Origin of the sequence: Arthrobacter sp. zg-Y1110 (genome assembly GCF_025244865.1) — a bacterium.
Taxonomy (GTDB): domain Bacteria; phylum Actinomycetota; class Actinomycetes; order Actinomycetales; family Micrococcaceae; genus Arthrobacter_B.
Window position 1 is genome coordinate 2,691,376 of sequence record NZ_CP104272.1, and the last position, 21,795, is coordinate 2,713,170.

Sequence of the window (21,795 nt, forward strand, 5' to 3'; positions counted from 1 at the left end):
CCCCCTGCACCGCCTGAAAGGCCCCCGTTCATGATCACCGTCAACGGCGTCACCAAGCGCTACTCCTCCGCCGTCGTCGTGGACGGGGTGAGCTGCGAGATCAAGGAAGGCGGCATCACCTCGATCATCGGGCCCAACGGTGCGGGCAAATCCACGCTGCTCTCCATGATCAGCCGCCTGCTGCCCATGGATTCCGGCACGGTTGCCGTGGACGGGCTCGACGTCGTTTCCACCCCCGGCCGGGACCTCGCCCGGAAAATGGCGATCCTGCGCCAGGACAACCAGCTCACCGTCCGCCTGACCGTTCGGGACCTGGTGGGGTTCGGCCGCTACCCGCACAACGGCGGCCGGCCGGGACCCGAAGACAAGGCCCACATCGAGCAGGCAATGGCGTACCTGGACCTGACGGCGTTGGCGGACCGGTTTGTGGACGAGCTCTCCGGCGGACAGCGCCAGCGGGCGTTCATTGCCATGGTGCTGGCGCAGGATACGGACTATCTGCTCCTGGACGAGCCGCTGAACAACCTGGACATGAAGCACTCCGTGGAAATGATGCGGCTGCTGCGCCGGCTCACGGACGACTTCGGGAAGACCGTGGTGCTGGTCATCCACGACATCAACTTCGCCTCCTGCTACTCCGACGACATCATTGCCATGTGCGACGGCCGGCTGATCCACCAGGGGCCGCCGTCGGCCATCATGCGGCCGGACGTGTTGAAGGATATCTACGAGATCGATATCCGGATCGAGGAGATCGACGGAAACCGGATCGGCGTCTATTTCGCCTAGCTCCCGTGTGCCCAGCGGATTGTTGCCGCCGTCGAAGAAGTCTGTGGCGAACCGGTCTTCCCCCGGCATCGGAATACCCCCGCCCGCGGCCAAGTTGACCACCCCGGGCAGGCAGTATCCGCCCGGCGCATTGCGCCAAGGGGAAAGGCACTCCTAGGTTGGAATCCGCCGCACTTTTCCGCCCCTTCCCGGAAGGTCTGCCATGGAGCCCAAGCTGCGCGTTGCCATCCGGCTCGACGTCGACCTGCGCCAGGCGCGGCTGGTGGTGCGCGGGAAGATCACGGAAGGCAACTGCAGGGTGCTGTACGTGCTCGCCCGCCGCACCAACGCTGCCCTGCCGGGCCTGAAAGTGCTCCTGGACCTCAGGAAGGCCAGCATCACTGAAGACGCAATGGCGGGATTGACCCGCAGTGCGGAAACCGGCGAACTGCCGGTTCTTACCGGAAGCTTTTCCTCGGACCCCCTGGCGCCCCGGCAGCTGAGTATCCTGGCGTAGCGCCAGCAGGTCAGTGTGCCGGTGTCTGCGCCCCTGTTCCTGATTCCCGGGCGTCGGGCGCAGGAAGCCGGGCATGCAGCCAGGCGGAGGGAACATCGGTACCGAGATCGAGCTGGGACCCGGTGGCAGCAGTGTGGACCGTCCGGACAATCGCATCCCATACGAGGGACGAGGGCTGCGCGTCCAATCTCAGGCCGCCGTCAACGGGGATCACGGAGTAGTGGCCGGCTTCGGCGGCATGCAGCCAGCGGAACCCCGCGTAGGCCTCAACATGTGTGATGGACCAGCTGGTCCAGGACGCGTTCCACAGCCGTTCCACGGCTTCGTCCGATCCATGGGGCAGCGGCACCGATTCCGAGGCCACCCGGGCATCGAACCGGGTTTCATCAATCACGAGCGGGGCGTGCCGGAGCGGCCATGCAGGGGCGACCCCGGCCCAGGCAGCCAGGGCCAGTGGAAGATGCGCGTCCCGCATCAGCCGGATCTCGCGGCCGGTTGCTTGGCCGGTAGCGTAGAAGGAGGGATCGGCGAGCAGCAGGGCACGCCCGGATCCCATCCATACTTCGGCGTTCCGCACCTCGCCGCCGCGCCGAGCGGTAAGCGTCAGGCGGGCTTCCGGGTCGACATACGGCGTGAGGTATTCCTTCCCCTTCGCCGTGGCCTGGCCGGATTCCGTCAGCAGCTCCGCGCGGAGTAGTTCCCGCACGGCTTCCTGCTGCCCCGCAAGGTCAAAACGCCCCAGCTTTCCCCGGTGCCCCAGCGTCTGGAACAGTTCGACGGCGGCGTCCGGCATCACCTTCCCGGCGGGGACATACGGCTGCTCGGCCGAAATCCGGCTGAGGTCTTCGACCACCGTCCTGCGCTGTTCCGAAGCGAAAAAGTCGGGCATGGGGTCGGACCGGGTGATCAGGTCGAACCCCGACCAGTCCAGGACATGTGTTGCGCCGTGGTCCTTGAATTCCAACTGGTCCACGAGGTACTCAAAGAGTGCCTTCTGCCCAACGTGGTCCTCCAGGGCGTAGCTTGCCGTAGCTTCAAGAACCCCGGCCCCGATGACCCAAACCCAACGGTCCACACAGACGGTGTGCCCGTCTGCCTCATACACAAAGCGGTGCCGCCGCCCGGGCAGTGCCTGGCCCGACCCGCGGTCAAACACCTTGGGCCACTCGTCAACGGAGAGGACGTGGATCGGGGCAAGAGTCGCCATGGTCTCGGCCAGCCCCGCCGTGGACAGTCGCAGCAGCGACGCTCCCCCGTTGCTGCCGGCCCTGATGACCAGGTTCGGTCGGAAATGCCCGGCCGGAACGGGCGGGTGCGCAAGGATCCACATGCTGCCGGTACCGGGCTGCTGTTCCCAGCCCGGCGGAAGGACGGCACTGACACCGCGGAAACTGACTCTCGGGAAACCGGAAAACGGGTCCATCAGGAATTGCTCCGTCCGTTGGCTTTGGACGACATTCCGCCCCCGCCGGCACGCATGGCAGCTTCTTCCTGGCGACGGCGGCGGGCGGCTCTCTTTTCATCTCGTATCCACTGCGGCTGCAGGAACGGCGGCATCCAGAAACTGCCCAGCACCCCCAATATTCCAGCGATAAACATCAGAAGGATCAAGAACATGGTTACCAGCGCGTTTAGGCCGCCGTCCATGGCGAACTGCGTCAGCGGCATCAGGATAAAAGCCGCACCAAGGTAGGTTGTCGCGAGCGCCGGCTCTCCGGACAGCACGATGTTGAGGCCGGTCCGGTAGTGGCGGAACCTGCCGTTGTAAACGAGCAGACCGCAAAGCATAAGAATGATGCCCAGTGGAATCAGGATCAATGCCCCGACAGTATTGGCGTTCATTTATTCGACACACGTCCGATCTTTTAATGCGGCGGCAACGGCGGCACGCCCGTGCCGAAGTCAGCCTAATCTATCCCATGGATTCATCAGGGGCCGGTTATCCCATCCAGCCAAATACGCGGTCTTTCACGTCGTCAATTGTCTTCTCGACGTTTTCCTTTGCATCTTCCACGGCCTTGCCGACGTTTTCCTTCGCATCGTCCACGACCCTGTCAACGTTCTCCTTTGCGTCTTCCAGGGCCCTGCGCGCATTTTCCGCTGCTTCTTCCGCGGCCTTATACGCCTTTTCCGCTGCTTCTTCCGCTTGTTCGGCCAAGGCCTCAGCGGCCTGCTGGGCCTGGTCCAGCCCAGGTCCGCTCAGGTAATCCCATCCTTCGCGGATTCCATCTCCGGCCCACTCCGTAACGGTCCTGCCCCCCAGCGCATCCAAAGGCTGCTCCATTGCCCACCCGACGGCAGAGCCGACAACGAAGCCGACAACCGTGCCTGCCGGGCCGGCGAAGCTTCCAACGCCTGCCCCGATGGCGCCGGCCCCCAACCCGCCGACTACGCTGGTGCCGGTACGGAACCCCGCGATTTTGCTCGCCTCGGCGCGCCGTTCCTCCTCCGTCATCTCCGGATTGCTGGCCAGCAGGTCGTTGTACGCCTTCTGTTCCTGGTCCTGATAGGTGAAATAGGCGCCGCCGACGGTGAGCACCCAGCCGCCGCCCTTGACGACCTTTCCACCCAGGCCTTCCTCGTGGGGCGTGTGGAATCTGTTCGAGTTGTCGACGTAGTCTGCGTACCGCCGGCTGTTGTCGTAAAGAACATTGTTTCGCTCAGGCCGGATGTCGTAGTACGCACCCGGTCCTGCGGGATGCTGTGAAGTGCGGAACCGCACTCCTCCAAGCGCAGTGTCCATTACGTTGAACATCACACCCGCGAACTGCGTCGCCATAAAAGAGAAAAACGGATTGGTTTCCCCCGTGGTATCCGACAGGGCGGATACACAGTTCTCCTCCAGCCAAAGGAATTCGGCCGCCAAATGGTTGACCGTGCCCTGCAGCGTGTCCCGTCCGAGGTCGGCCATGTCCTGCTGTTCCTCGCCAAAGGAATCACTGTTTACAAAGGCATTATGGGCCGCGATGTCTGCCAGGACCTGGGTGCGCGCGGTTTCCAGGTGGGCAATTCCGTCAGCGAACTCCTGGAGTGCTTTGGCTACCTGCTCGCACGCGGAGCTGACAAATCCACCGTGGGGGGTGATATTGGCGAAAACACCGTAGGCCACCTCGGCCTCCGGCGCCTGATAGATGCCCTGCAGACCATTCCATTGAGCGGACGCATCCGCGATGGCGTTCTCGAGTTCGGGCCCTGCGCCCCGAACCGCGTCAGCGCCAGCCGTCAGCTGTGCTGGGGAAGGCCAGCCCTGCAGCCCCGTGGTGTCAAAAGCCATCTCAGTACACCGCCACGGGTGAGTAGCGGTCGGCACTGCCTGCCTCAATCGGCAGTTCGGGTGCCTGGGTCATGACACCGCAGGCGTCGTCTGCCATCTTTTGGTCGCCTTCGAGATAGGCAGTGAGGGCCTGGCCGACGCCGTCGACTGCGTTCTCCACCCGTTTACCGGCCCATTCGGCCTGAAGGGCCACAATCTCGCGGATCGCCTCCAGTGCAGCGGCAACCGGGGCACTCCCGCAGCCGTCCGTTGCCTGGGCGTATGCCGTTTCCAACGACGTGGCGGCATCCGTGATTCCCTCGTCGTCACGGACCCGGATCAGCAGACCCGAACACGCGTCAACCTGAATTGTGTAACCGCTCAAACTCATGATTCCCCCATGTTGTCCCAATCCCGTCCTCACGGGTTGTCCTACGCGCGGGCCGGCCCCTATAGTGCCTCCGCTGTGAGTACCCTAACCGGTCCGCGCAGTTTGGAGCCATGGGGAGAACTACCCATGGCCGGCCCGCTGTCCTGCCTGACCTGCCGCTTCGGCGAGCCGCCCTACAGCCTCGGTCAGCACCTCCGGGGAGCAGGCGAAGTTCAACCGGACAAATCCGGCGCCCTTCTGGCCGAACCGCGGCCCCGGTTCCAGCGCCACCCGCGCCCGTTGCAGGGCCACCGCCGCGGGATCGTCACCCCAGCCAAGGGCTCGGAAATCCAACCAGGCAAGGTACCCGGCCGAGGGCGGACGGTACCCCGCGCCCGGCAGCCTCTCCGCCAGAAGTTCAGCCAACAGGCGCCGGTTCGCGGCCAAAGACTCCATCACCCCGGCGAGCCAGGGACCGCCGTCGTTATAGGCCGCAGCCGTGGCATGCAGGCCGAGGATGCTGGTGCGCGCGGAGACTTCCTCGGGCATGGAAGCCAGCATCAGCCGGGTCCGGTCGCTTTGGCCGATCATTACCGCACACTTGGTACCGGCGATATTCCACGCCTTGCTGGCGGCCGTCACGCAGAGGCCATATTCCCGCGCGTTCTCCGAGACGGTGAGGTAGGGAGTGAAGTCCCCCGGTTCGTACGTCAGCGGGGCGTGGATCTCGTCGCTGATCACGGCCACGCCGTACTTCACGGACAGGTCGGCGAGCGCCCGCAGGGTGTCGGCAGAGTGGACCAGCCCCAGCGGATTATGCGGGTTGCACAGCAGCAAGGCGTCAGCGCCGCGGGCAAAGGCCCGCTCAATGCCGGCCAGGTCCAATTCCCAGCCCTCACCGTCGATCAGGAGCGGCACCTCCACCACTGAGGAGTCCGCTTCCAGCGGCAGCTCGAAGAACGGCGGATAGACCGGCGGGGTGATGACCACGCTCCCGTCCACGGGTACTGCCTGCCGCAGGCATTCCACAATGGCCACGCTCACGTCCGTGGTGCTCCGCACGTCATCCGGGTCCACTGCCCAGGCCCAGGTCCGCGCGGCGAACCCCGCGAAGGCCGCTGCCACCGGCTGAGGCCCGGCGATATACCCGGTGTCCGAGGCCAGCACCCGGTCGATGATGGCCTGCTGCACCGGTTCCGCCAGCGGGTAGTCCATTTCCGCCACGAACAGCGGCAGCACATCCGCCGGATAGGTCTGCCATTTGTAGCTGGTGCGTGCCCGCAGTGCGGCCAGCGGCTCGGCGGCGATCTTCGTCATGCCGCCCAACCTACAGCTAACGTGCCCGCAGGCAGAACAACTAGGCTGGAGGGCATGCCCGATACTTCCCTTGCCCATATTCTGACCCCCGAGGGATGGCAGCTGCTGAACTCGCTTCCCCCCTATCTCGAATCCGAGTCCCTGAAGCTGAACACGGACCTGCGCAAGGCCGGGCATTCCCCCGAGCTGGTGGCCGCCGTCCTGACGCAGGCAAAACTGCGGATGAAGGCCCGCGGAAAGTTCGGTCCGTTCGCCGAGCACATGGTCTTCACGCAGCCCGGCCTGGAGCAGGCCACCCGGCTGAACGTGGCCGCCCTGCACGCCCGCCGCTACCAGGAGGCCGGGCTGGAGAAGATCGCGGACCTCGGCTGCGGAATCGGTGCCGATTCCCTCGCCCTGGCCACTTTGGACCGCCGGGTGACCGCCGTCGAACTGGATGAAATCACCGCTGCGGCAGCCACCATCAACCTCATGCCCTGGCCGGAGGCGACGGTGGTCCAGGGCCGTGCCGAGGACTTTGACCTGACCGGGTTCGACGGCGTGTGGCTGGATCCGGCGCGCAGGACCACGTCGACGTCCGGCACCACGCGCATCTTCGACCCGGAGGCCTTCTCCCCTCCCCTGTCCTTCGTGGAATCCCTGGCGGACGCCGGCCTGCCCGTCGGGGTGAAGATGGGCCCCGGCATCCCGCACGAGGCGCTGCCGGCCAACTGCGAGGCGCAGTGGGTGTCCGTGGACGGGGATGTCACCGAGGCGACCCTGTGGTTCAACGCGCTGCGCCGCGAGGGCGTCCGGCGCGCCGCCCTGGTGATCGGTTCCGGCGGCGCTGCGGAGCTGACCTCCCCGGTGGACTACGACGCCGGTGCCCAGGACGTGGCCGTGGGGCCTGCCGAGGGCTACCTGTATGAACCCGACGGCGCCGTAATCCGTGCCGGGCTGGTGGCCGACGTCGCGGGCACCCTGGACGGACATCTCCTGGATCCGCACATCGCCTACATCTGCGCCCCGGAACTGCGCGAAACTCCCTTCGCCCGCGCCTACCGGATCCGCGACGTCCGCCCGTACAACATCAGGGCGCTGAAGGCCTGGGTCCGGGAAAACCGCATCGGTGTGCTGGACATCAAGAAGCGCGGCATGTCCGTGACACCCGAAGAGGTCCGCAAGGCCCTGCTCACCGGCTCCGGTAAAGGCCCGAACAAAGCGACGCTGGTCCTCACCCGGATTGGCGAGGACCGCGTGGCGCTGGTGGTGGAACCGGTTCCGGCCGCCTAGACGGTGCGGGCGGCCGCGCCGGAAAGCGGGTCAGGACCGAGAGAACTCGCTGGCTTCGCGGATCTGCTCCGGTGTCGGGCGTACCCCTGTGTAGAGCACGAACTGTTCCTCCGCCTGGATGGCAATGACCTCCGCCCCGGTGATCACCGGTTTCCCGGCGGCGCGGGCGGCAGCGATCAGCGGGGTTTCCGAGGGCAGCGCAACGACGTCGAACACCACCCGGGCGGCAGCCACGGCGTCATCGCCGAAGGACTGCACGTCCTCGTCCTGCCCGGACATGCCCAGCGGGGTGACGTTAATGAGCAGGTCCGCCGTGGACGTGCCGGGCTCCGCCTGCCAGGCAAAGTCGTAAAGATCGGCCAGCGCACGGCCGGCGGCCTCGTTGCGGGCGACCACCGTGACGTCGGAGAACCCCGCGTCCCGCAGTGCTGCGGCCACTGCCTTGGCCATGCCGCCGGATCCGCGCAGCAGCACCGAGTGCGTGGCCGGAACCCTGTGATCCCGCAGCAGCCGGGCGATGGCCAGGTAGTCGGTGTTGTAGGCGGTGAGCACGCCGTCGTCGTTGACTATCGTGTTCACGGAATCGATGGCCTTCGCGGACGGATCCATCCGGTCCACGAGCGCAATCACGTCCTCCTTGTACGGCATGGACACAGCACAGCCGCGGATGGGCAGCCCGCGCACCCCGGCAATGGCCTGTGCCAGGTCAGCGGGGGCGAACGCCTTGTACACGTAGTTCAGGCCCAGCTGGTCATAAAGGTAGTTGTGGAAACGCGTACCGATGTTGCTGGGACGTGCAGCCAGGGAAATGCACAGGGTCATGTCTTTGTTCAGGATCGGCATTCCCCCATTATGTCTGCGCCGGCCGCGGCCTTCGATTTCCCGGCGTGTTCGGTGCCGAGGCCCGAAGCAGGCGCCTGCGGCTATAGGATTGGTACGGTTCTCAACGCAATGATGCGGGTCCGGGTACTTCAGTGGTAGCGCATAAAGCAGGAGACAGTTTGGAAATCGAGTTCGCCAAGTCGGCCCAGTCAACATTGGGAGTCGAGTGGGAACTGGCCCTTGTGGACGGCACCACCGGAGATCTGGTCTCCGTGGCGGATGAGGTGCTGCGCGGCGTGAACGTCAACGACCCCGCGCTGCATGCTGATGACGAGCACCCGCACATCAAGCAGGAACTGCTGGAAAACACCGTTGAACTGGTGACCGGTATCTGCAGCACCGTCGCGGAGGCCAAGGCGGATCTTGCCCGTTCCCTCGCAGCGGTCCGGCAGGTAACCGATCCCATGGGCGTTGAACTGTTCTGCGCAGGGTCCCACCCGTTCAGCACACCGCGTTCACAGCCGGTCACGGACAAGGAACGCTACGCCAAACTTATTGACCGGACCCAGTGGTGGGGCCAGCAGATGCTCATTTACGGGGTCCACGTCCATGTGGGACTGGACAGCCGGGACAAGGTGCTGCCCGTCCTGGACGGACTGGTGAACTACTTCCCGCATTTCCAGGCCCTGTCCGCGTCCTCTCCGTTCTGGTCCGGGGACGATACCGGCTACGCCTCCCAGCGTGCCCTGATGTTCCAGCAGCTGCCCACCGCCGGCCTGCCGTTCCAGTTCGGCTCCTGGACCGAGTACGAATCCTATGTTCAGGACATGTTCACCACCGGAGTCATCGATTCGATCAGTGAAATCCGGTGGGACATCCGGCCCGTTCCGGGACTGGGCACCATCGAAATGCGGGTCTGCGACGGGTTGGCGGATATCCAGGACGTGGGTGCCATCGCCGCACTCACCCAGTGCCTGGTGCACGAGTTCTCCTCGATCATCGACGCCGGCGGCAGCATCCCCACCATGCCGCCCTGGCACGTCCAGGAAAACAAGTGGCGTGCGGCCCGCTACGGCCTGGAAGCCATCGTGATCCTCGACGCCGAGGGCAACGAAAAGCTGGTCACCGACCACCTGCTCGAGGATGTCCTGCCCCGGCTGGCACCGATCGCCGCCGAACTGGGCTGCAGCACCGAGCTGGCCGACGTCCGGACCATCATTGAGCGCGGCGCCGGGTACCAGCAGCAGCGCCGGGTGGCGGAAGAGAACGGCGGCGACCTGCGCGCCGTCGTTATGGACGGTATCCGGCAGCTCCGCCGCGCCTGACCACCGTTTCCTGCGCACGAAAAGGGCCCCGGCGGTATTCCGCCGGGGCCCTTCTGCGTCGTGCCGGAGCCAGCAGCCGTGCGGTCCTAGGCCCGGGCCGCTGCCACGTGGATGCTGGTGACCGGCAGCGACGGGTCCGTGCCAAAGCCGATCCCCGACGGTTCGCCGCCTGCCATGACCACCTGTGCGCCCAGCGCGGCGACCATGGCCCCGTTGTCGGTGCACAGGGAGATCGGCGGGACCCGCAGTTTGATGCCCGCTGCCGCGCAACGCTCCTCGGTCAGGGCGCGCAGCCTCGAGTTGGCTGCCACTCCCCCGCCCAGGAGCAGGTTGGTAATACCGTGCTCCGTGCAGGCCAGCACTGCCTTGGCGGTAATCACGTCCACCACGGCCTCCTGGAAGGACGCAGCGATGTCCGCCACCGGAAGGTCCTGGCCGGCCGCCTCATACTGCTCCACGCAGCGGGCCACGGCCGTCTTGAGGCCGGAGAAGGACCAGTCGTAGCGGTGCGGTCCCGGCGCTTCGGCGGTGCCCATGTACTTGGGCTGGGTCAGGCCGCGCGGGAAGCGGATGGCCTTCGGGTTGCCTTCCCTCGCCAGCCGGTCGATGGCCGGTCCGCCGGGGTAGCCCAGCCCGAGGATGCGGGCCACCTTGTCGTAGGCCTCACCCGCGGCGTCGTCGATGGTGGAGCCGAGCAGCTCCACATCGCTCGTAAGGTCGGCTACGCGCAGGATCTCGGTATGCCCGCCGGAGACCAGCAGCGCTCCGAGGTTTTCCGGCAGGGCGCCGCCGTCGAGCACGCCCACGCCCACGTGCGCCACCAGGTGGTTGATGGCGTAGAGCGGCTTGCCCGTGGCCAGGGCCAGTGCCTTCGCGGCGCTGACCCCGACCATCAGGGCCCCCGAGAGGCCCGGGCCGGAGGTGACGGCAATGGCGTCGAGGTCGGCGAGCGTCACGCCCGCTTCGGCCAGGGCCGCCTGCAGCGCCGGGACCATTGCGTCCAGGTGCGCCCGGGAGGCGATCTCGGGAATGACGCCGCCGAACCGAACGTGTTCCTCCATCGAGGAGGAAACCGTGTTGGTCAGCAGGTCGGTCCCCCGAACGATTCCGATTCCGGTTTCGTCGCAGGAGGATTCGATGCCAAGCACCAGGGGGTCGGTGCGGTTCATTTACTGTCCTTCGTTTCTGTTGCAGTCCCGGCCGCCGTCGGAGCGCCGGACCACTCGGCCAGGGGCAGGCGCATGATCAGCGCGGAGGCGCCGTCGCGGTAATAGCGCGGCCGGACATGGATCTGTTCGAAACCGAACCAGCGGTACAGGCGCTGGGCACGCGGGTTGTCGTCGCGCACCTCCAGGAGCACGTCCTCGGCGCCGCGCTCCTTCGCTTCGTCCACCAGGGTGGTGAGCAGCCGGGAGCCGATGCCTGCCCCTTCGCTTTCGGGTACGACGGCGATGGTCTGGACGTCCGCGATCGGCAGCACACACATCAGGCCGGCATAACCGATGACGGTTCCGGCCGGGTCCACCGCCACGTAGTAGGACCGCGTGGACGTCTGGGCGAGTTCGTCGTGGAACATCTGCAGCGGCCACGCGTCGACGGGAAACAGCCGGCGTTCCAGTGCATCGACGGCGGGAATGTCTTCGGCGTCCATGCGTCGGATGCGCACGGTCTCCGCGGCGGTCACAGGGCGCGCTTCCGCGGGCCGGGGACCTTGGCGTCGGATTCGCGCAGGTACAGCGGGGTGCTGGGCAGCAGCGGCAGCCCGCGGACCAGCCGGACGACGGCGGTGCGTCCCAGGGCCGCGGCGGTGGGCTGCGCGTCGGCGAAACCCTCCACGACGTGCAGGGTGTCCGGGTACAGGCCGGCTCCCGCTCCGTAAACGGGCAGCGCGGGAACCTCGCCGGGGCCGCTCACGTGCGGGCCGTCCAGCAGTTCCGGTGTTCCGCCGGTGCTGCGGTAGCCGGCCCAGTAGACCTCTTTGCGCCGGGCATCGGTGGCCACGGCGAATTCGTCAATGCCCAGGCGCCAGGCATCAAGGGCGGCATCCACGGCGATGGCGTCCAGGCTCATGACCCCGTGCAGCGGCTTGTCCCAGGCGAAGGCGAGGGTCCGGGCAGTGGCGATTCCGGCACGCAGGCCGGTGAACGGGCCTGGACCCACACCTACGACCACTGCATCCAGGTCCTGCCCGGTGATCCCAGCGTCGGCCAGCAGGCCGGCGATTCCGGGGGCAAGGACTTCGGCGTGGGAGCGGGTGTCTTCGGTGGCAAAGGATGCCAGGATCTCTCCCTCCCCGTTGAGCAGTGCCGCACTGGCGATGGCGGAGGTATCAATGGAGAGAATCAGCACGGTTCCTATTCTACGGCGCTGCCCGGATGGCCGTTTCCGGGGAGCTGCCGCGGGCGTTCAGCCCAGGTCCGGCGCCTGCTGCCAGCGTGGACCGAATCCCGCCAGCCGGATGGTGCGCTCTTCATCGGTGTCCTCGTCGGAGTAGTCCGTGGCCGGGGCGCCCGGAGCGTCGCCGCCGACGGCGCGGACCAGGGTGATCTCCAGCCGGCTGTCGGACAGGTGCTCCACCAGCCCCCGACCCCACTCGACCACGGTGACCGAGCGGTCCATGGAGGCTTCGAGGTCGATGTCGTCCACTTCTCCCTCGGAACCCAGCCGGTAGGCGTCCACATGGACCAGGTCCGGTCCGTCCCCCAGGCTCGGGTGTTCCCGGACCAGAACGAAGGTGGGCGAAATGATGCCCGGCCGCACGCCGAGCCCGGCGCCGAGCCCCTGGGTGAAGGTGGTTTTCCCCGCGCCCAGTTCACCGGTGAGCAGCAGCAGGTCCCCGCGGCGCAGGACGCGGCCGAGGCGTTCGGCGAGCGCCTGGGTCTCTTCGGCTCCGTTGGTCCGGAATTCAGCTTCCCAGACAGGTTCCTGCATCACTTGGCCTGTACCGCCTGTGCCTGTTCGCCTTCTGCAGCGGGCGCTCCGGGCGCGGCTTCCAAGGCGATGGGCGGGGCGGGTGCGTCCTCGTCCGCCGCGGTGTCCACATAAACGCGCTGAACCCGGCCGCTGATCCGGGTAATGATCTCGTAATTGATGCTCCCGGCCGCTGACGCCCATTCATCGACGCTCGGCTGGCCCTCGCCGCCGAAGAGGACGGCTTCCCGGCCCTCGAAGGAATCCGGCGTCCCGGCAATGCCGGTCCGGCCCAGGTCAATGACCATCTGGTCCATGGCGATGCGCCCGACCACCGGGTACGTCTGTCCGTCTATCTGGACGGGTCCGCCGGTGGCGACCCGCGGGATGCCGTCGGCATAGCCCACCGGCACCAGGGCCAGTGTGGTCGGCTCCTTGGTGCGGTAGTGCAGTCCGTAGGAGACGCCCTGGCCGGCCGGAACTTCCTTGCACGCAGCGACAGTGGTCTTCAGGCTCATCGCCGGGCGCAGGCCCAGCTCCGCCGAGGTCTGCCCGGCAAACGGCGACAGCCCGTACATGCCCAGCCCGATGCGGACCAGGTCGAAGTGGGCATCCGGGCGGGACAGCGCACCCGGGGTATTGGCGATGTGCCGTACTTCGCGGTCCACACCGGCGTCTTCGGCTACGGCGACCGCCTCGCGGAACTTCCGCAGCTGCTCATCGGTTTCCGGACGGTGGGGTTCGTCCGCCACGGCGAAGTGGGAGAAGATCCCGACCACCCGCAGCAGGCCCTCTTCCTGATAGGCCAGGGCCCGGCCGACGAAGGCTTCCCAGAGGTCCTCCGGGCAGCCGTTGCGGCCCAGCCCCGTATCTATCTTCAAGTGCACCCGGGCCGGCATTTCCAATTCCCGGGCAGCCGCGACCACGGCGTCCAGGTCCCAGCCGGAGACTCCAAGATCCACGTTGGCCCGGATGGCTTCACCGAATTCGGCGTCCCGCGTGTGCAGCCAGGCAAGGACCGGTTCGGCAATGCCTGCGGCGCGGAGCGCCAGCGCTTCACTGATGTGGGCCACGCCCAGCCAGGCCGCGCCGGCCTGGATTGCCGCACGCGCAGTCTCGACGGCGCCGTGCCCGTAGGCGTCAGCCTTGACCACTGCCATAACGCGGGCGGGGCTGACAATGTGGGAGAGGTGGCGGACATTGTGCCGGATGGCAGCCAGGTCGATTACGGCAGCACGTTCGGCCGGAGGGCGGAATTCAGGGTAGTTCACGTACCTATTCTTTCACTCCCCTCCGTGTCCAGGGTCCGGTGCATGATGTGCAGGCCGGTCAGCCCCTTGGCGGGATGCCGGAAGGCTTCGGGCACAGTGGCGAGGATCGAGAAGCCGAGGGACTGCCACAACGCCACCGCCCGGGTGTTGGTTTCCACCACGGCGTTGAACTGCATTGAGCGATAGCCGCGGCGGGCGGCCTCGGCCAGCACATGCTCACCGAGTGCCCGTGCAACCCCCTGGCCGCTGAACTCCGAGGCGGTCATGAAGGAGGCATTGGCGACGTGGCTGCCGTTGCCCGACTTGTTGGGGTGCAGCTGCGCGGTCCCGGCTACCTTTCCCTCCTTGAGGGCAACGAACACCACCGTAGGAGCAGGCTCCAGCCACAACAGCCGGGCCTGCTCCTCAGTGCTGCCGGTGTCCCAGCAGTAGGTTTCTCCGGCACGCACGATGGGTTCCATCAGGTTCCAGAGGTCCGGCCAGTCACCGGGCCTGGCCTCCCGGATGGTCAGTGCACCCATTTACGCGTCGAGGGCTGCTGCCCACAGGTTGATCTTGGAATCGACGGCGTATTCGTCGATCCGGCGCAGCTCGTCCGCGGAGAACTCCAGGTTGTTCACGGCAGCCAGCGAGTCTTCCAGCTGCTTCACGCTTGAGGCACCGATCAGGGCCGAGGTGATGGGTGCAGTGTCGGTCCGGCTGCGCAGCACCCAGGCGATGGCCATCTGGGCCAGGCTCTGGCCGCGTGATTCGGCAATGCTGTTGAGCCCCCGTACCCGTTCCAGGTTTTCCTCCGAAAGCTGGGACTGGTCCAGGGACTTTCCGGCAGCAGCGCGGGAGTCCTCCGGCACGCCGTTGAGGTATTTGTTGGTGAGCAGGCCCTGCGCCAGGGGTGAGAAGGCAATGGAACCTGCACCTACTTCATCCAGGGCTGCGAACAGGTCCGGCTGGCCGTCTTCCACCCAGCGGTTGAGCATGGAATAGGAGGGCTGGTGGATGAGCAGCGGGGTGCCCATTTCCCGCAGGATCCGCGCCGCCTCGATGGTCTTTTCGGGCGAGTAGGACGAGATGCCTGCATAGAGTGCCCGTCCGGACCGTACTGCGGTGTCCAGGGCCCCCATGGTTTCCTCCAGCGGGGTTTCAGGGTCCGGGCGGTGGCTGTAGAAGATGTCCACGTAGTCCAGGCCCATGCGTTCCAGGGACTGGTCCAGGGAAGAGAGCAGGTACTTGCGGGATCCCCAGTTGCCGTACGGACCCGGCCACATGTCGTAGCCTGCCTTGCTGGAGATCACCAGCTGGTCGCGGTACGGACGGAAATCGTCCTGGAAATGCCGGCCGAAGTTGGTTTCGGCGGAGCCGTAGGGCGGGCCGTAATTGTTGGCCAGGTCAAAGTGGGTGACGCCAAGGTCGAAGGCCCGGCGGAGGATGGCCCGCTGGGTTTCGAAGGGTTTGTCATCGCCGAAGTTGTGCCAGAGTCCCAGGGAGACTGCCGGGAGCTGGAGTCCGCTCTTTCCGACGCGCCGGTAGGGCATGGATTCGTATCGGTTGTCCGCAGCAACATAAGTCATGGGGACCATACTGCCACTGTTGCCGGGCTCACGCCGCGGTGCCTTGGTCCGGCGTCGGGACCGGCGTTAACCCGCTGCAGCCGGCACCCGGCAGGGAGAAGGCCCTGCGGATGCCGGCTGCGGCGGAAGGCCGGGGCTAGCCGGCCAGGATGGCCGCGCCGTACGCCGGCAGCTGCACTGCGTCGCCGTAGAGCTTCGCCGGTGCGGTTTCCAGCAGGATCTCCGCCTGCTGGCCGAACGGAAGCGGCACCTCGCGCGGGGTGTCGGCAAAGTTCAGCGCCACCGCCGTGGAACCGCGCTGCATAACCAACCAGCGGCCCACTTCGTCATAGTCCACCCGGACATTGCGCAGGTCCGGGTCCATCAGGTCGGGGGTCTCCCCGCGCAGCGCCAGGAGCCTGCGGTACAGGTCCAGCAGCCTGCCGTGGTCCCCCTCTTCCACCTCGGACCAGTCCAGCTTCGAGTTGGTGAAGGTGGACGGATCCTGGGGATTGGGAACCGTGGCCGGGTCCCACCCCATCCGCTCGAATTCCTTCAGGCGGCCCTCTGCCGTGGCTTTCCCCAGCTCGGGTTCGGGATGGGACGTGAAGAACTGCCAGGGTGTGGAGGCCCCGAACTCTTCACCCATGAAGAGCATGGGAGTGAACGGCGAGGCCAGGCTCAGCACCGCGCCGAGGGCGAGCTGCTCGTACCCCAGTGTCGCGCTCAGCCGGTCGCCGGCCGCCCGGTTGCCGATCTGGTCGTGGTTCTGGATGGCGGTGACCAGCTGTCGTGCGGTCACTACCTCCTTGTCCAGCGGACGTCCATGGCCGCGTTCCCGGAAGGAGGAGTACGTTCCGTTGTGGAAGAACCCTTCCTGCAGCACCTTCGCCAGTGCTTCCAGCGAATCGAAGTCCTCGTAGTACCCGCCGTTTTCACCCGTGAGGTTGGTGTGGGCGGCATGGTGGAAATCATCGGACCACTGGCCGGCAAGGCCGTAGCCGTTGACGTTCCGCGGGGTGATGAGCCGGGGGTTGTTCAAATCCGACTCCGCAATGAGGAACAGCGGCTTCCCCAGGGCTTCCGCGCACTTGTCCGTCGCGGCTGCCATCTCTTCGAGGATGTGCACGGCGCGTTCGTCATGCAGTGCGTGCACCGCATCCAGCCGCAGCCCGTCCACGTGGTAGTCGCGGAACCACATTAGGACGTTGTCCACAATGTACTCGCGGACGACGTCGGAGAGCGGCCCGTCCAGGTTGACCGAGTCCCCCCAGGTGTTCGCCTTCCCCTCGGTGAGGTAGGGGCCGAACATCGGCAGGTAATTGCCGCTGGGTCCAAGGTGGTTGTAGACAACGTCCTGGATAACGCCGAGTCCGGCCTGGTGGGCCGCGTCCACGAACCGCTGGTAGGCCTCGGGCCCGCCATAGGTTTCCTGTACGGCGTACCAGAGCACACCGTCATAGCCCCAGTTGTGGGTTCCGTTGAAGGCGTTCACCGGCAGCAGTTCGACAAAGCGGACACCCAGGTCCACCAGGTAGTCCAGCCGGCCGATCGCCGCATCCAGCGTGCCTTCGGGAGTGAAGGTACCGATGTGCATCTCATAAATCGCACCGCCGTCGAGCCCCGGGGAGACCCAGTCGGCGTCATGCCACTGGTACAGATCCGGATCGAAGGTGCGCGAAAGTGCATGCACGCCCTCGGGCTGCCGCCGGGACCGGGGATCCGGCACCGGCGTCCCGGCGTCGTCAATGAGGTAGCCGTAGTCGATGTCCTCGGTGAGTTCGGCGTGCTGGGCGTGCCACCAGCCGTTCTCGCCGCGGGTCATCGACAGGCGCCGGCCGTCGGCCAGCAGCGTCACGGTGCCGGCCTTGGGTGCCCACACGTCGAAGTTGGTCCTCATTTGCCGTCCTCCCGAACAAGCAGCGCCACCGGATAGGTGCCGAACAGATCTGCAGCTGCCAGCCGGCCGCCGCTTTCGTGCGTCTTCCCGGTGATCACGTCACGGTAGGTTCCCGGAGCCAGGACGACGGTGGTGTCCTGCCATCCGCCTTGGCGCTCCAGCCCCAGCGGCAGACGGGTCACGAGCGTTACCGCTCCGCCGCGGTCGAACCCGAAGAGGTGTTCTGCCGCAGGTCCTTCCACCGCTACGGGGACGTAACCGGTGAACAGCTCCGGCCGGCCGCGCTTGAGCTGCAGGGCGCGGGTGGTGATGAGCAGCTTCGCTGCCGCGTCCTCGTCCACGGCGGGGACACCGGCGTCGGCGAACGACGCCGCGACCTCGCGCCGCCGGGCGAAGTCCACTTCGCGGCGGTTGTCCGGGTCCACCAGTGACCGGTCCCAGAATTCGGTGCCCTGGTAGACATCCGGCACACCGGGCATGGTTAGCTGCAGGAGCTTGGCGGAGAGCGAATTGCTGTACCCCGCCTCCCGGATGCGTTCGACCAGCGCAGTGATTACCGCGTTGACCTCCGGATTGTCGAACGCCGCATCAATGGCAGCATGCATCCGCTCTTCGAATTCCGCGTTTGGAGCCGTCCAGGTGGTGCTGCTGGAAGCTTCGCGGGCGGCCTTCTCTGCGTAGGCGTGTGCACGTTCCCGGCTCAGCGGCCAGGCCCCGACGAAGGTCTGCCAGAGCAGGTTCGCCATCGGCCCGTCATGCATCGGGACAAGGGCGTCGAGGCGCGTGAATGCTTCGCTCCACTCCTCCGGGATTTCCGCGAGCACGGAGATCCTGGCCCGGGTGTCTTCGCTGCGCTTGGTGTCGTGCGTAGTCAGGGCCGTCATGGCCGCCGGCTGTTCCAGTTGCCGGCGGAGCATCCGGGTGTGCATTTCAAACGGCGATACGGCGAAGAGTGCCGGGTCAGCGCCAACCTCGTTGAGGGAGGTCAGCCGGGAGTAACGGTAGAACGCCGTATCCTCGACGCCCTTGGCCATAACCATGCCGGAGGTCTGCTGGAAACGCACTGCCAGCTCGCCCAGGCTCGAAAGCGACACCGATTCCGCGGAGTCTTCACTGAGCAGCGGGTTCAACAGCGGATGCAGGATGTCCAGCGCCGCCGCCAGATCCGGCCGGTGCACCTTGGCCGCGATGACGGCCTCGGTCAGGTGGTCGGCACCTTCGGGCAGGTAGCTGCGGTAGACCGGGAAGCAGGCCAGCAGTTCCGCGAGCGCGTCTGCAGCCGTTTCCGGGTCCAGTCCGCTGTCCGCAGGGAGCAGGCGCACGAGGCGCTGCACCTCGGAGTGAAGCAGGCCGTCCGCAATGACCCGCTTGGTGCCGTGGATCATCTGTGCGTACGGTTCCATGGGCACCAGCGCGGTCAGCGTGTCGCTGCCCGCGGGGTCCACGAACAACCGGTCGATGTCGGCCAGCGCGTCGTAGCCGGTGGTGCCCTCGGTTTCCCAGTCCGCGGACAGCTTTTCGCCCGGTTCCAGGATCTTTTCCACCAGGATGTACGCTCCGCCGGTGATCTCGCGCAGCCGGGTCAGGTAGCCCTTGGGATCGGCGAGCCCGTCCGGATGGTCGATGCGCAGGCCGTCCACGAGGCCTTCGTCGAACCAGCGCTTGATTTCGGCGTGTGCCTCGTCAAAGACCCAAGGCTCTTCCACGCGGATGCCGGCCAGGGTGTTGACCCCGAAGAACCGGCGGTAGTTCAGCTCGCTGTCGGCGCGGCGCCAGTTCACCAGTTCGTAGGACTGGCGGGCGTGTACGTCCTGCGCACTGTCGCCTTCTGCTGCGGTGCCTTCGGCCACCGGGAAACGGTGGTCGTAGTAGTGCAGTTCATTGTCCGCCAGCTTGAGCTGCTCGAGCTCGTTGTCGCCGTCGCCCAGGACGGGCAGCCGCAGCTTCCCGTTCCCGGCGTCCCAGTCAATGTCGAATGCTTCGGCATAGCGGGAGCCGCGGCCTTCCGCCAACACGGACCACCACCATTTGTTCCGGTGCGGTGTGGAGATGCCCATGTGGTTGGGCACTATGTCCACGAGCACGCCAAGACCAGCCGCGCGGGCGGCGTCGGAGAGGGCCTTCAGCCCCTCCGCTCCGCCGCGGGTCGGGTCGACGGCTGAAGGATCGGTGACGTCATAGCCGTGGTCGGAGCCTTCCTCCGCCGTGAGGATCGGTGAGAGGTAGACCCAGTCCACGCCAAGGTCAGCCAGGTACGGCACGAGTTCCGCGGCGTCGAACAGGGTGAAGGACGGGCGGATCTGCAGGCGGTACGTGGAGAGGGGTGTCCTCATTCGGCGGCCTCGGTGTTTTGTGCGACCTTGGCGGCGAGGGACGCGGCCACGGAGTGGTCGTGCTCCTCTTCCTCTTCGTGCGCCCGCAGGACCACCATGGACTTGGCAGCCACAGTCAGCTGGCTGTCCGCGGCAACCGGCTCCGAGTCGGCGTATTCGCCGGCGGTGTCGATCACCGTGTCCCACATGGGTGCGTATTCCTTGGCCGGAAGGGTGACCTTCACGGCTTCGTCATGCGCGTTGAAGTACAGCAGGAAGTTCAGGTCGGTGATCCGCTGTCCGCGCGCGTCCTTGCCCGAGATGCCCTGTCCGTTGAGGAAGACACCCAGGGAACGGCTGACCGGGGTGTCCCAGTCGTCCGGGGACATGGTCGTGCCGTCCTCGTTCAGCCAAACGATGTCCGGCAGCGCCTCGCCCTCGCCGCGGCGCACGGGGCGGCCGTCGAAGAACCGGCGCCGGCGGAAGGTGGGGTGCTCGGCGCGCAGGGTGTTGACCGCTGCGGTGAATTCCATCAGCGGTGCGTCCATGGTCTCCCAGTTGATCCAGCTCAGCTCGGAGTCCTGCGCGTAGGTGTTGTTGTTGCCGTGCTGGGTGCGGCCCAGCTCATCGCCGTGCGCGATCATCGGCACGCCCTGGGAAAGGAGCAGGGTGGCGAGGAAGTTGCGCTGCTGGCGGGCACGAAGGGACAGGACGGAGGGGTCATCCGTGGGGCCTTCAACACCGCAGTTCCAGGAGCGGTTGTGGGACTCGCCGTCGTTGTTGTCCTCGCCGTTGGCTTCGTTGTGCTTCTCGTTGTAGGACACCAGGTCATGCAGCGTGAAACCGTCGTGGGCGGTGACGAAGTTGATGGACGCCACCGGACGGCGGGCCGAGGACTCGTACAGGTCGGCAGAGCCGGTGATGCGGGAGGCGAACTCGCCCAGCGTGGAGGGCTCTCCGCGCCAGAAGTCGCGGACCGTGTCGCGGTACTTGCCGTTCCACTCGGTCCACTGGGGCGGGAAGTTGCCCACCTGGTAGCCGCCGGGTCCAACGTCCCACGGCTCGGCGATCAGCTTGACCTGGGACACTACCGGGTCCTGCTGCACCAGTTCGAAGAAGGCGGAGAGGCGGTCCACGTCGTAGAACTCGCGGGCCAGCGTCGAGGCCAGGTCGAAGCGGAAACCGTCCACGTGCATTTCCGTGACCCAGTAGCGCAGCGAGTCCATCAGCAGCTGCAGGGAGTGCGGATTGCCGACGTTGAGCGAGTTGCCCGTGCCGGTGTAGTCCATGTAGTACTTCTTGTCGTCTTCCACCAGCCGGTAGTAGGACGCGTTGTCGATGCCGCGGAAGGACAGGGTCGGGCCCATGTGGTTGCCCTCGGCCGTGTGGTTGTAGACCACGTCCAGGATCACTTCGATGCCGGCGAGGTGCAGCGCGCGCACCATGGCCTTGAATTCCTGGACCTGCTGGCCCTGGTCGCCGGTGGCGCTGTACGTGTTGTGGGGGGCGAAGAAGCCGATGGTGTTGTAGCCCCAGTAGTTCGACAGCCCCTTTTCCTGCAGGGTCGAGTCGTTGACGAACTGGTGCACCGGCATCAGTTCGATGGCGGTGATCCCGAGCTTCTGCAGGTGCGCGATCACGGAGGGGTGGGCGACGCCGGCGTACGTGCCGCGCTGCTCCTCCGGTACGTCGGGGTGCAGCTCGGTCAGGCCCTTGACGTGGGCCTCGTAGATCACGGACTGGTGATACGGGACCTTGGGCTTCCGGTCTCCGTCCCAGTCGAAGAACGGGTTGATGACGACGCCCATCATCATGTGCGGGGCGGAATCCTCGTCGTTGCGCGAGTGTTCGTCGCCGAAGTTGTAGCCGAACAGCGCCTGGTCCCAGTCGATCTCACCGGCAACAGCCTTGGCGTAGGGGTCCAGCAGCAGCTTGTTCGGGTTGCACCGGTTGCCGTTCTCCGGATCGTTCGGCCCGTCCACGCGGTAACCGTACTTCTGCCCCGGCATGACCTGCGGCAGGTAGCAGTGCCAGACATACCCGTCGACCTCGGTCAGGCGGACCTGGTGCTCGGTGCCGTCCTCGTCGAACAGGCACAGGAATACGGAATCTGCCACCTCGCTGTAGAGAGCGAAGTTGGTGCCGTTTCCGTCGTAGGTTGCGCCCAGCGGATAGGCATCTCCCGGCCAAACTTCCATGTAGTGCTCCTGA

20 protein-coding genes are annotated in these 21,795 nt (G+C 66.3%); 4 read left to right on the forward strand and 16 right to left on the reverse strand.

Features of this window, described 5'->3' with window-relative positions:
• Positions 1–30 precede the first annotated feature (30 nt).
• Positions 31–789: an ABC transporter ATP-binding protein gene (locus N2K99_RS12520; protein WP_227933051.1), complete on the forward strand. Its 759-nt coding sequence runs from the start codon at positions 31–33 to the stop codon at positions 787–789.
• A gap of 202 nt (positions 790–991) precedes the next feature.
• Entirely contained in the window at positions 992–1,285 is a 294-nt protein-coding gene (locus N2K99_RS12525) for a hypothetical protein (RefSeq protein WP_227933050.1), read from the forward strand.
• Positions 1,286–1,295: 10 nt separating this feature from the next.
• Here the strand turns inward: N2K99_RS12525 and N2K99_RS12530 are convergent, their stop codons facing one another.
• The 5 genes from N2K99_RS12530 to N2K99_RS12550 all read right to left on the reverse strand — a co-directional run bounded on the left by N2K99_RS12530 (position 1,296) and on the right by N2K99_RS12550 (position 6,225).
• Complete coding sequence (locus tag N2K99_RS12530; protein WP_227933049.1) at positions 1,296–2,708, reverse strand: hypothetical protein; 1,413 nt, start codon at positions 2,706–2,708, stop codon at positions 1,296–1,298.
• Positions 2,708–3,127, reverse strand: coding sequence for a hypothetical protein (locus N2K99_RS12535; RefSeq protein WP_227918637.1), 420 nt, complete (start codon positions 3,125–3,127; stop codon positions 2,708–2,710). The genes N2K99_RS12530 and N2K99_RS12535 overlap by 1 nt, the downstream gene beginning before the upstream one ends.
• 97 nt (positions 3,128–3,224) lie before the next feature.
• Positions 3,225–4,595 carry a hypothetical protein gene (locus N2K99_RS12540; protein ID WP_260554644.1) on the reverse strand — a complete coding sequence of 457 codons (1,371 nt, stop codon included), beginning with the start codon at positions 4,593–4,595 and terminating at the stop codon, positions 3,225–3,227.
• Positions 4,561–4,923 (reverse strand): DUF6507 family protein, encoded by a 363-nt coding sequence (locus N2K99_RS12545; protein ID WP_260554645.1) that lies wholly within the window; start codon positions 4,921–4,923, stop codon positions 4,561–4,563. Before N2K99_RS12545 ends, N2K99_RS12540 begins: the two co-directional genes overlap by 35 nt.
• Before the next feature lie 126 nt (positions 4,924–5,049).
• Positions 5,050–6,225 (reverse strand): MalY/PatB family protein, encoded by a 1,176-nt coding sequence (locus N2K99_RS12550; RefSeq protein ID WP_227933048.1) that lies wholly within the window; start codon positions 6,223–6,225, stop codon positions 5,050–5,052.
• A 54-nt stretch (positions 6,226–6,279) separates the two neighbouring features.
• Here N2K99_RS12550 and N2K99_RS12555 point away from each other — a divergent pair, with 54 nt between their 5' ends.
• Positions 6,280–7,497: a THUMP-like domain-containing protein gene (locus tag N2K99_RS12555; protein ID WP_227933047.1), complete on the forward strand. Its 1,218-nt coding sequence runs from the start codon at positions 6,280–6,282 to the stop codon at positions 7,495–7,497.
• A 30-nt stretch (positions 7,498–7,527) separates the two neighbouring features.
• On the opposite strand, the gene N2K99_RS12560 is transcribed toward N2K99_RS12555, so the two are convergent.
• Positions 7,528–8,340 carry a shikimate 5-dehydrogenase gene (locus N2K99_RS12560; protein ID WP_227918648.1) on the reverse strand — a complete coding sequence of 271 codons (813 nt, stop codon included), beginning with the start codon at positions 8,338–8,340 and terminating at the stop codon, positions 7,528–7,530.
• Between the two features lie 158 nt (positions 8,341–8,498).
• Between N2K99_RS12560 and N2K99_RS12565 the strand changes: the two genes are divergently transcribed.
• Complete coding sequence (locus N2K99_RS12565; RefSeq protein ID WP_227918650.1) at positions 8,499–9,644, forward strand: glutamate--cysteine ligase; 1,146 nt, start codon at positions 8,499–8,501, stop codon at positions 9,642–9,644.
• A gap of 86 nt (positions 9,645–9,730) precedes the next feature.
• On the opposite strand, the gene tsaD is transcribed toward N2K99_RS12565, so the two are convergent.
• The 10 genes from tsaD to glgX form a co-directional block, all read right to left on the reverse strand.
• The gene (gene tsaD / locus N2K99_RS12570; protein WP_227918653.1) at positions 9,731–10,813 is read right to left on the reverse strand and encodes a tRNA (adenosine(37)-N6)-threonylcarbamoyltransferase complex transferase subunit TsaD; all 1,083 of its coding nucleotides are present in this window, start codon (positions 10,811–10,813) and stop codon (positions 9,731–9,733) included.
• Positions 10,810–11,295, reverse strand: a complete 486-nt coding sequence (gene rimI, locus N2K99_RS12575; protein WP_227920867.1) for a ribosomal protein S18-alanine N-acetyltransferase — start codon at positions 11,293–11,295, stop codon at positions 10,810–10,812. The genes tsaD and rimI overlap by 4 nt, the downstream gene beginning before the upstream one ends.
• A 29-nt stretch (positions 11,296–11,324) precedes the next feature.
• The gene (gene tsaB / locus N2K99_RS12580; RefSeq protein ID WP_227933046.1) at positions 11,325–11,993 is read right to left on the reverse strand and encodes a tRNA (adenosine(37)-N6)-threonylcarbamoyltransferase complex dimerization subunit type 1 TsaB; all 669 of its coding nucleotides are present in this window, start codon (positions 11,991–11,993) and stop codon (positions 11,325–11,327) included.
• A gap of 57 nt (positions 11,994–12,050) precedes the next feature.
• On the reverse strand, positions 12,051–12,575 hold the full coding sequence (gene tsaE, locus N2K99_RS12585) for a tRNA (adenosine(37)-N6)-threonylcarbamoyltransferase complex ATPase subunit type 1 TsaE (protein ID WP_227933068.1): 525 nt from the start codon (positions 12,573–12,575) through the stop codon (positions 12,051–12,053).
• Complete coding sequence (gene alr, locus N2K99_RS12590; protein WP_227933045.1) at positions 12,575–13,825, reverse strand: alanine racemase; 1,251 nt, start codon at positions 13,823–13,825, stop codon at positions 12,575–12,577. Before alr ends, tsaE begins: the two co-directional genes overlap by 1 nt.
• Positions 13,822–14,346: a GNAT family N-acetyltransferase gene (locus tag N2K99_RS12595; protein ID WP_227933044.1), complete on the reverse strand. Its 525-nt coding sequence runs from the start codon at positions 14,344–14,346 to the stop codon at positions 13,822–13,824. Before N2K99_RS12595 ends, alr begins: the two co-directional genes overlap by 4 nt.
• On the reverse strand, positions 14,347–15,393 hold the full coding sequence (mgrA, locus tag N2K99_RS12600; RefSeq protein ID WP_227933067.1) for an L-glyceraldehyde 3-phosphate reductase: 1,047 nt from the start codon (positions 15,391–15,393) through the stop codon (positions 14,347–14,349).
• Between the two features lie 136 nt (positions 15,394–15,529).
• Positions 15,530–17,272 (reverse strand): malto-oligosyltrehalose trehalohydrolase, encoded by a 1,743-nt coding sequence (gene treZ, locus N2K99_RS12605; protein ID WP_227933043.1) that lies wholly within the window; start codon positions 17,270–17,272, stop codon positions 15,530–15,532.
• On the reverse strand, positions 17,269–19,605 hold the full coding sequence (gene treY, locus N2K99_RS12610; protein ID WP_227933042.1) for a malto-oligosyltrehalose synthase: 2,337 nt from the start codon (positions 19,603–19,605) through the stop codon (positions 17,269–17,271). The genes treZ and treY overlap by 4 nt, the downstream gene beginning before the upstream one ends.
• Positions 19,602–21,782, reverse strand: a complete 2,181-nt coding sequence (gene glgX, locus N2K99_RS12615; RefSeq protein WP_227918673.1) for a glycogen debranching protein GlgX — start codon at positions 21,780–21,782, stop codon at positions 19,602–19,604. The genes treY and glgX overlap by 4 nt, the downstream gene beginning before the upstream one ends.
• Between the last annotated feature and the right edge of the window lie 13 nt (positions 21,783–21,795).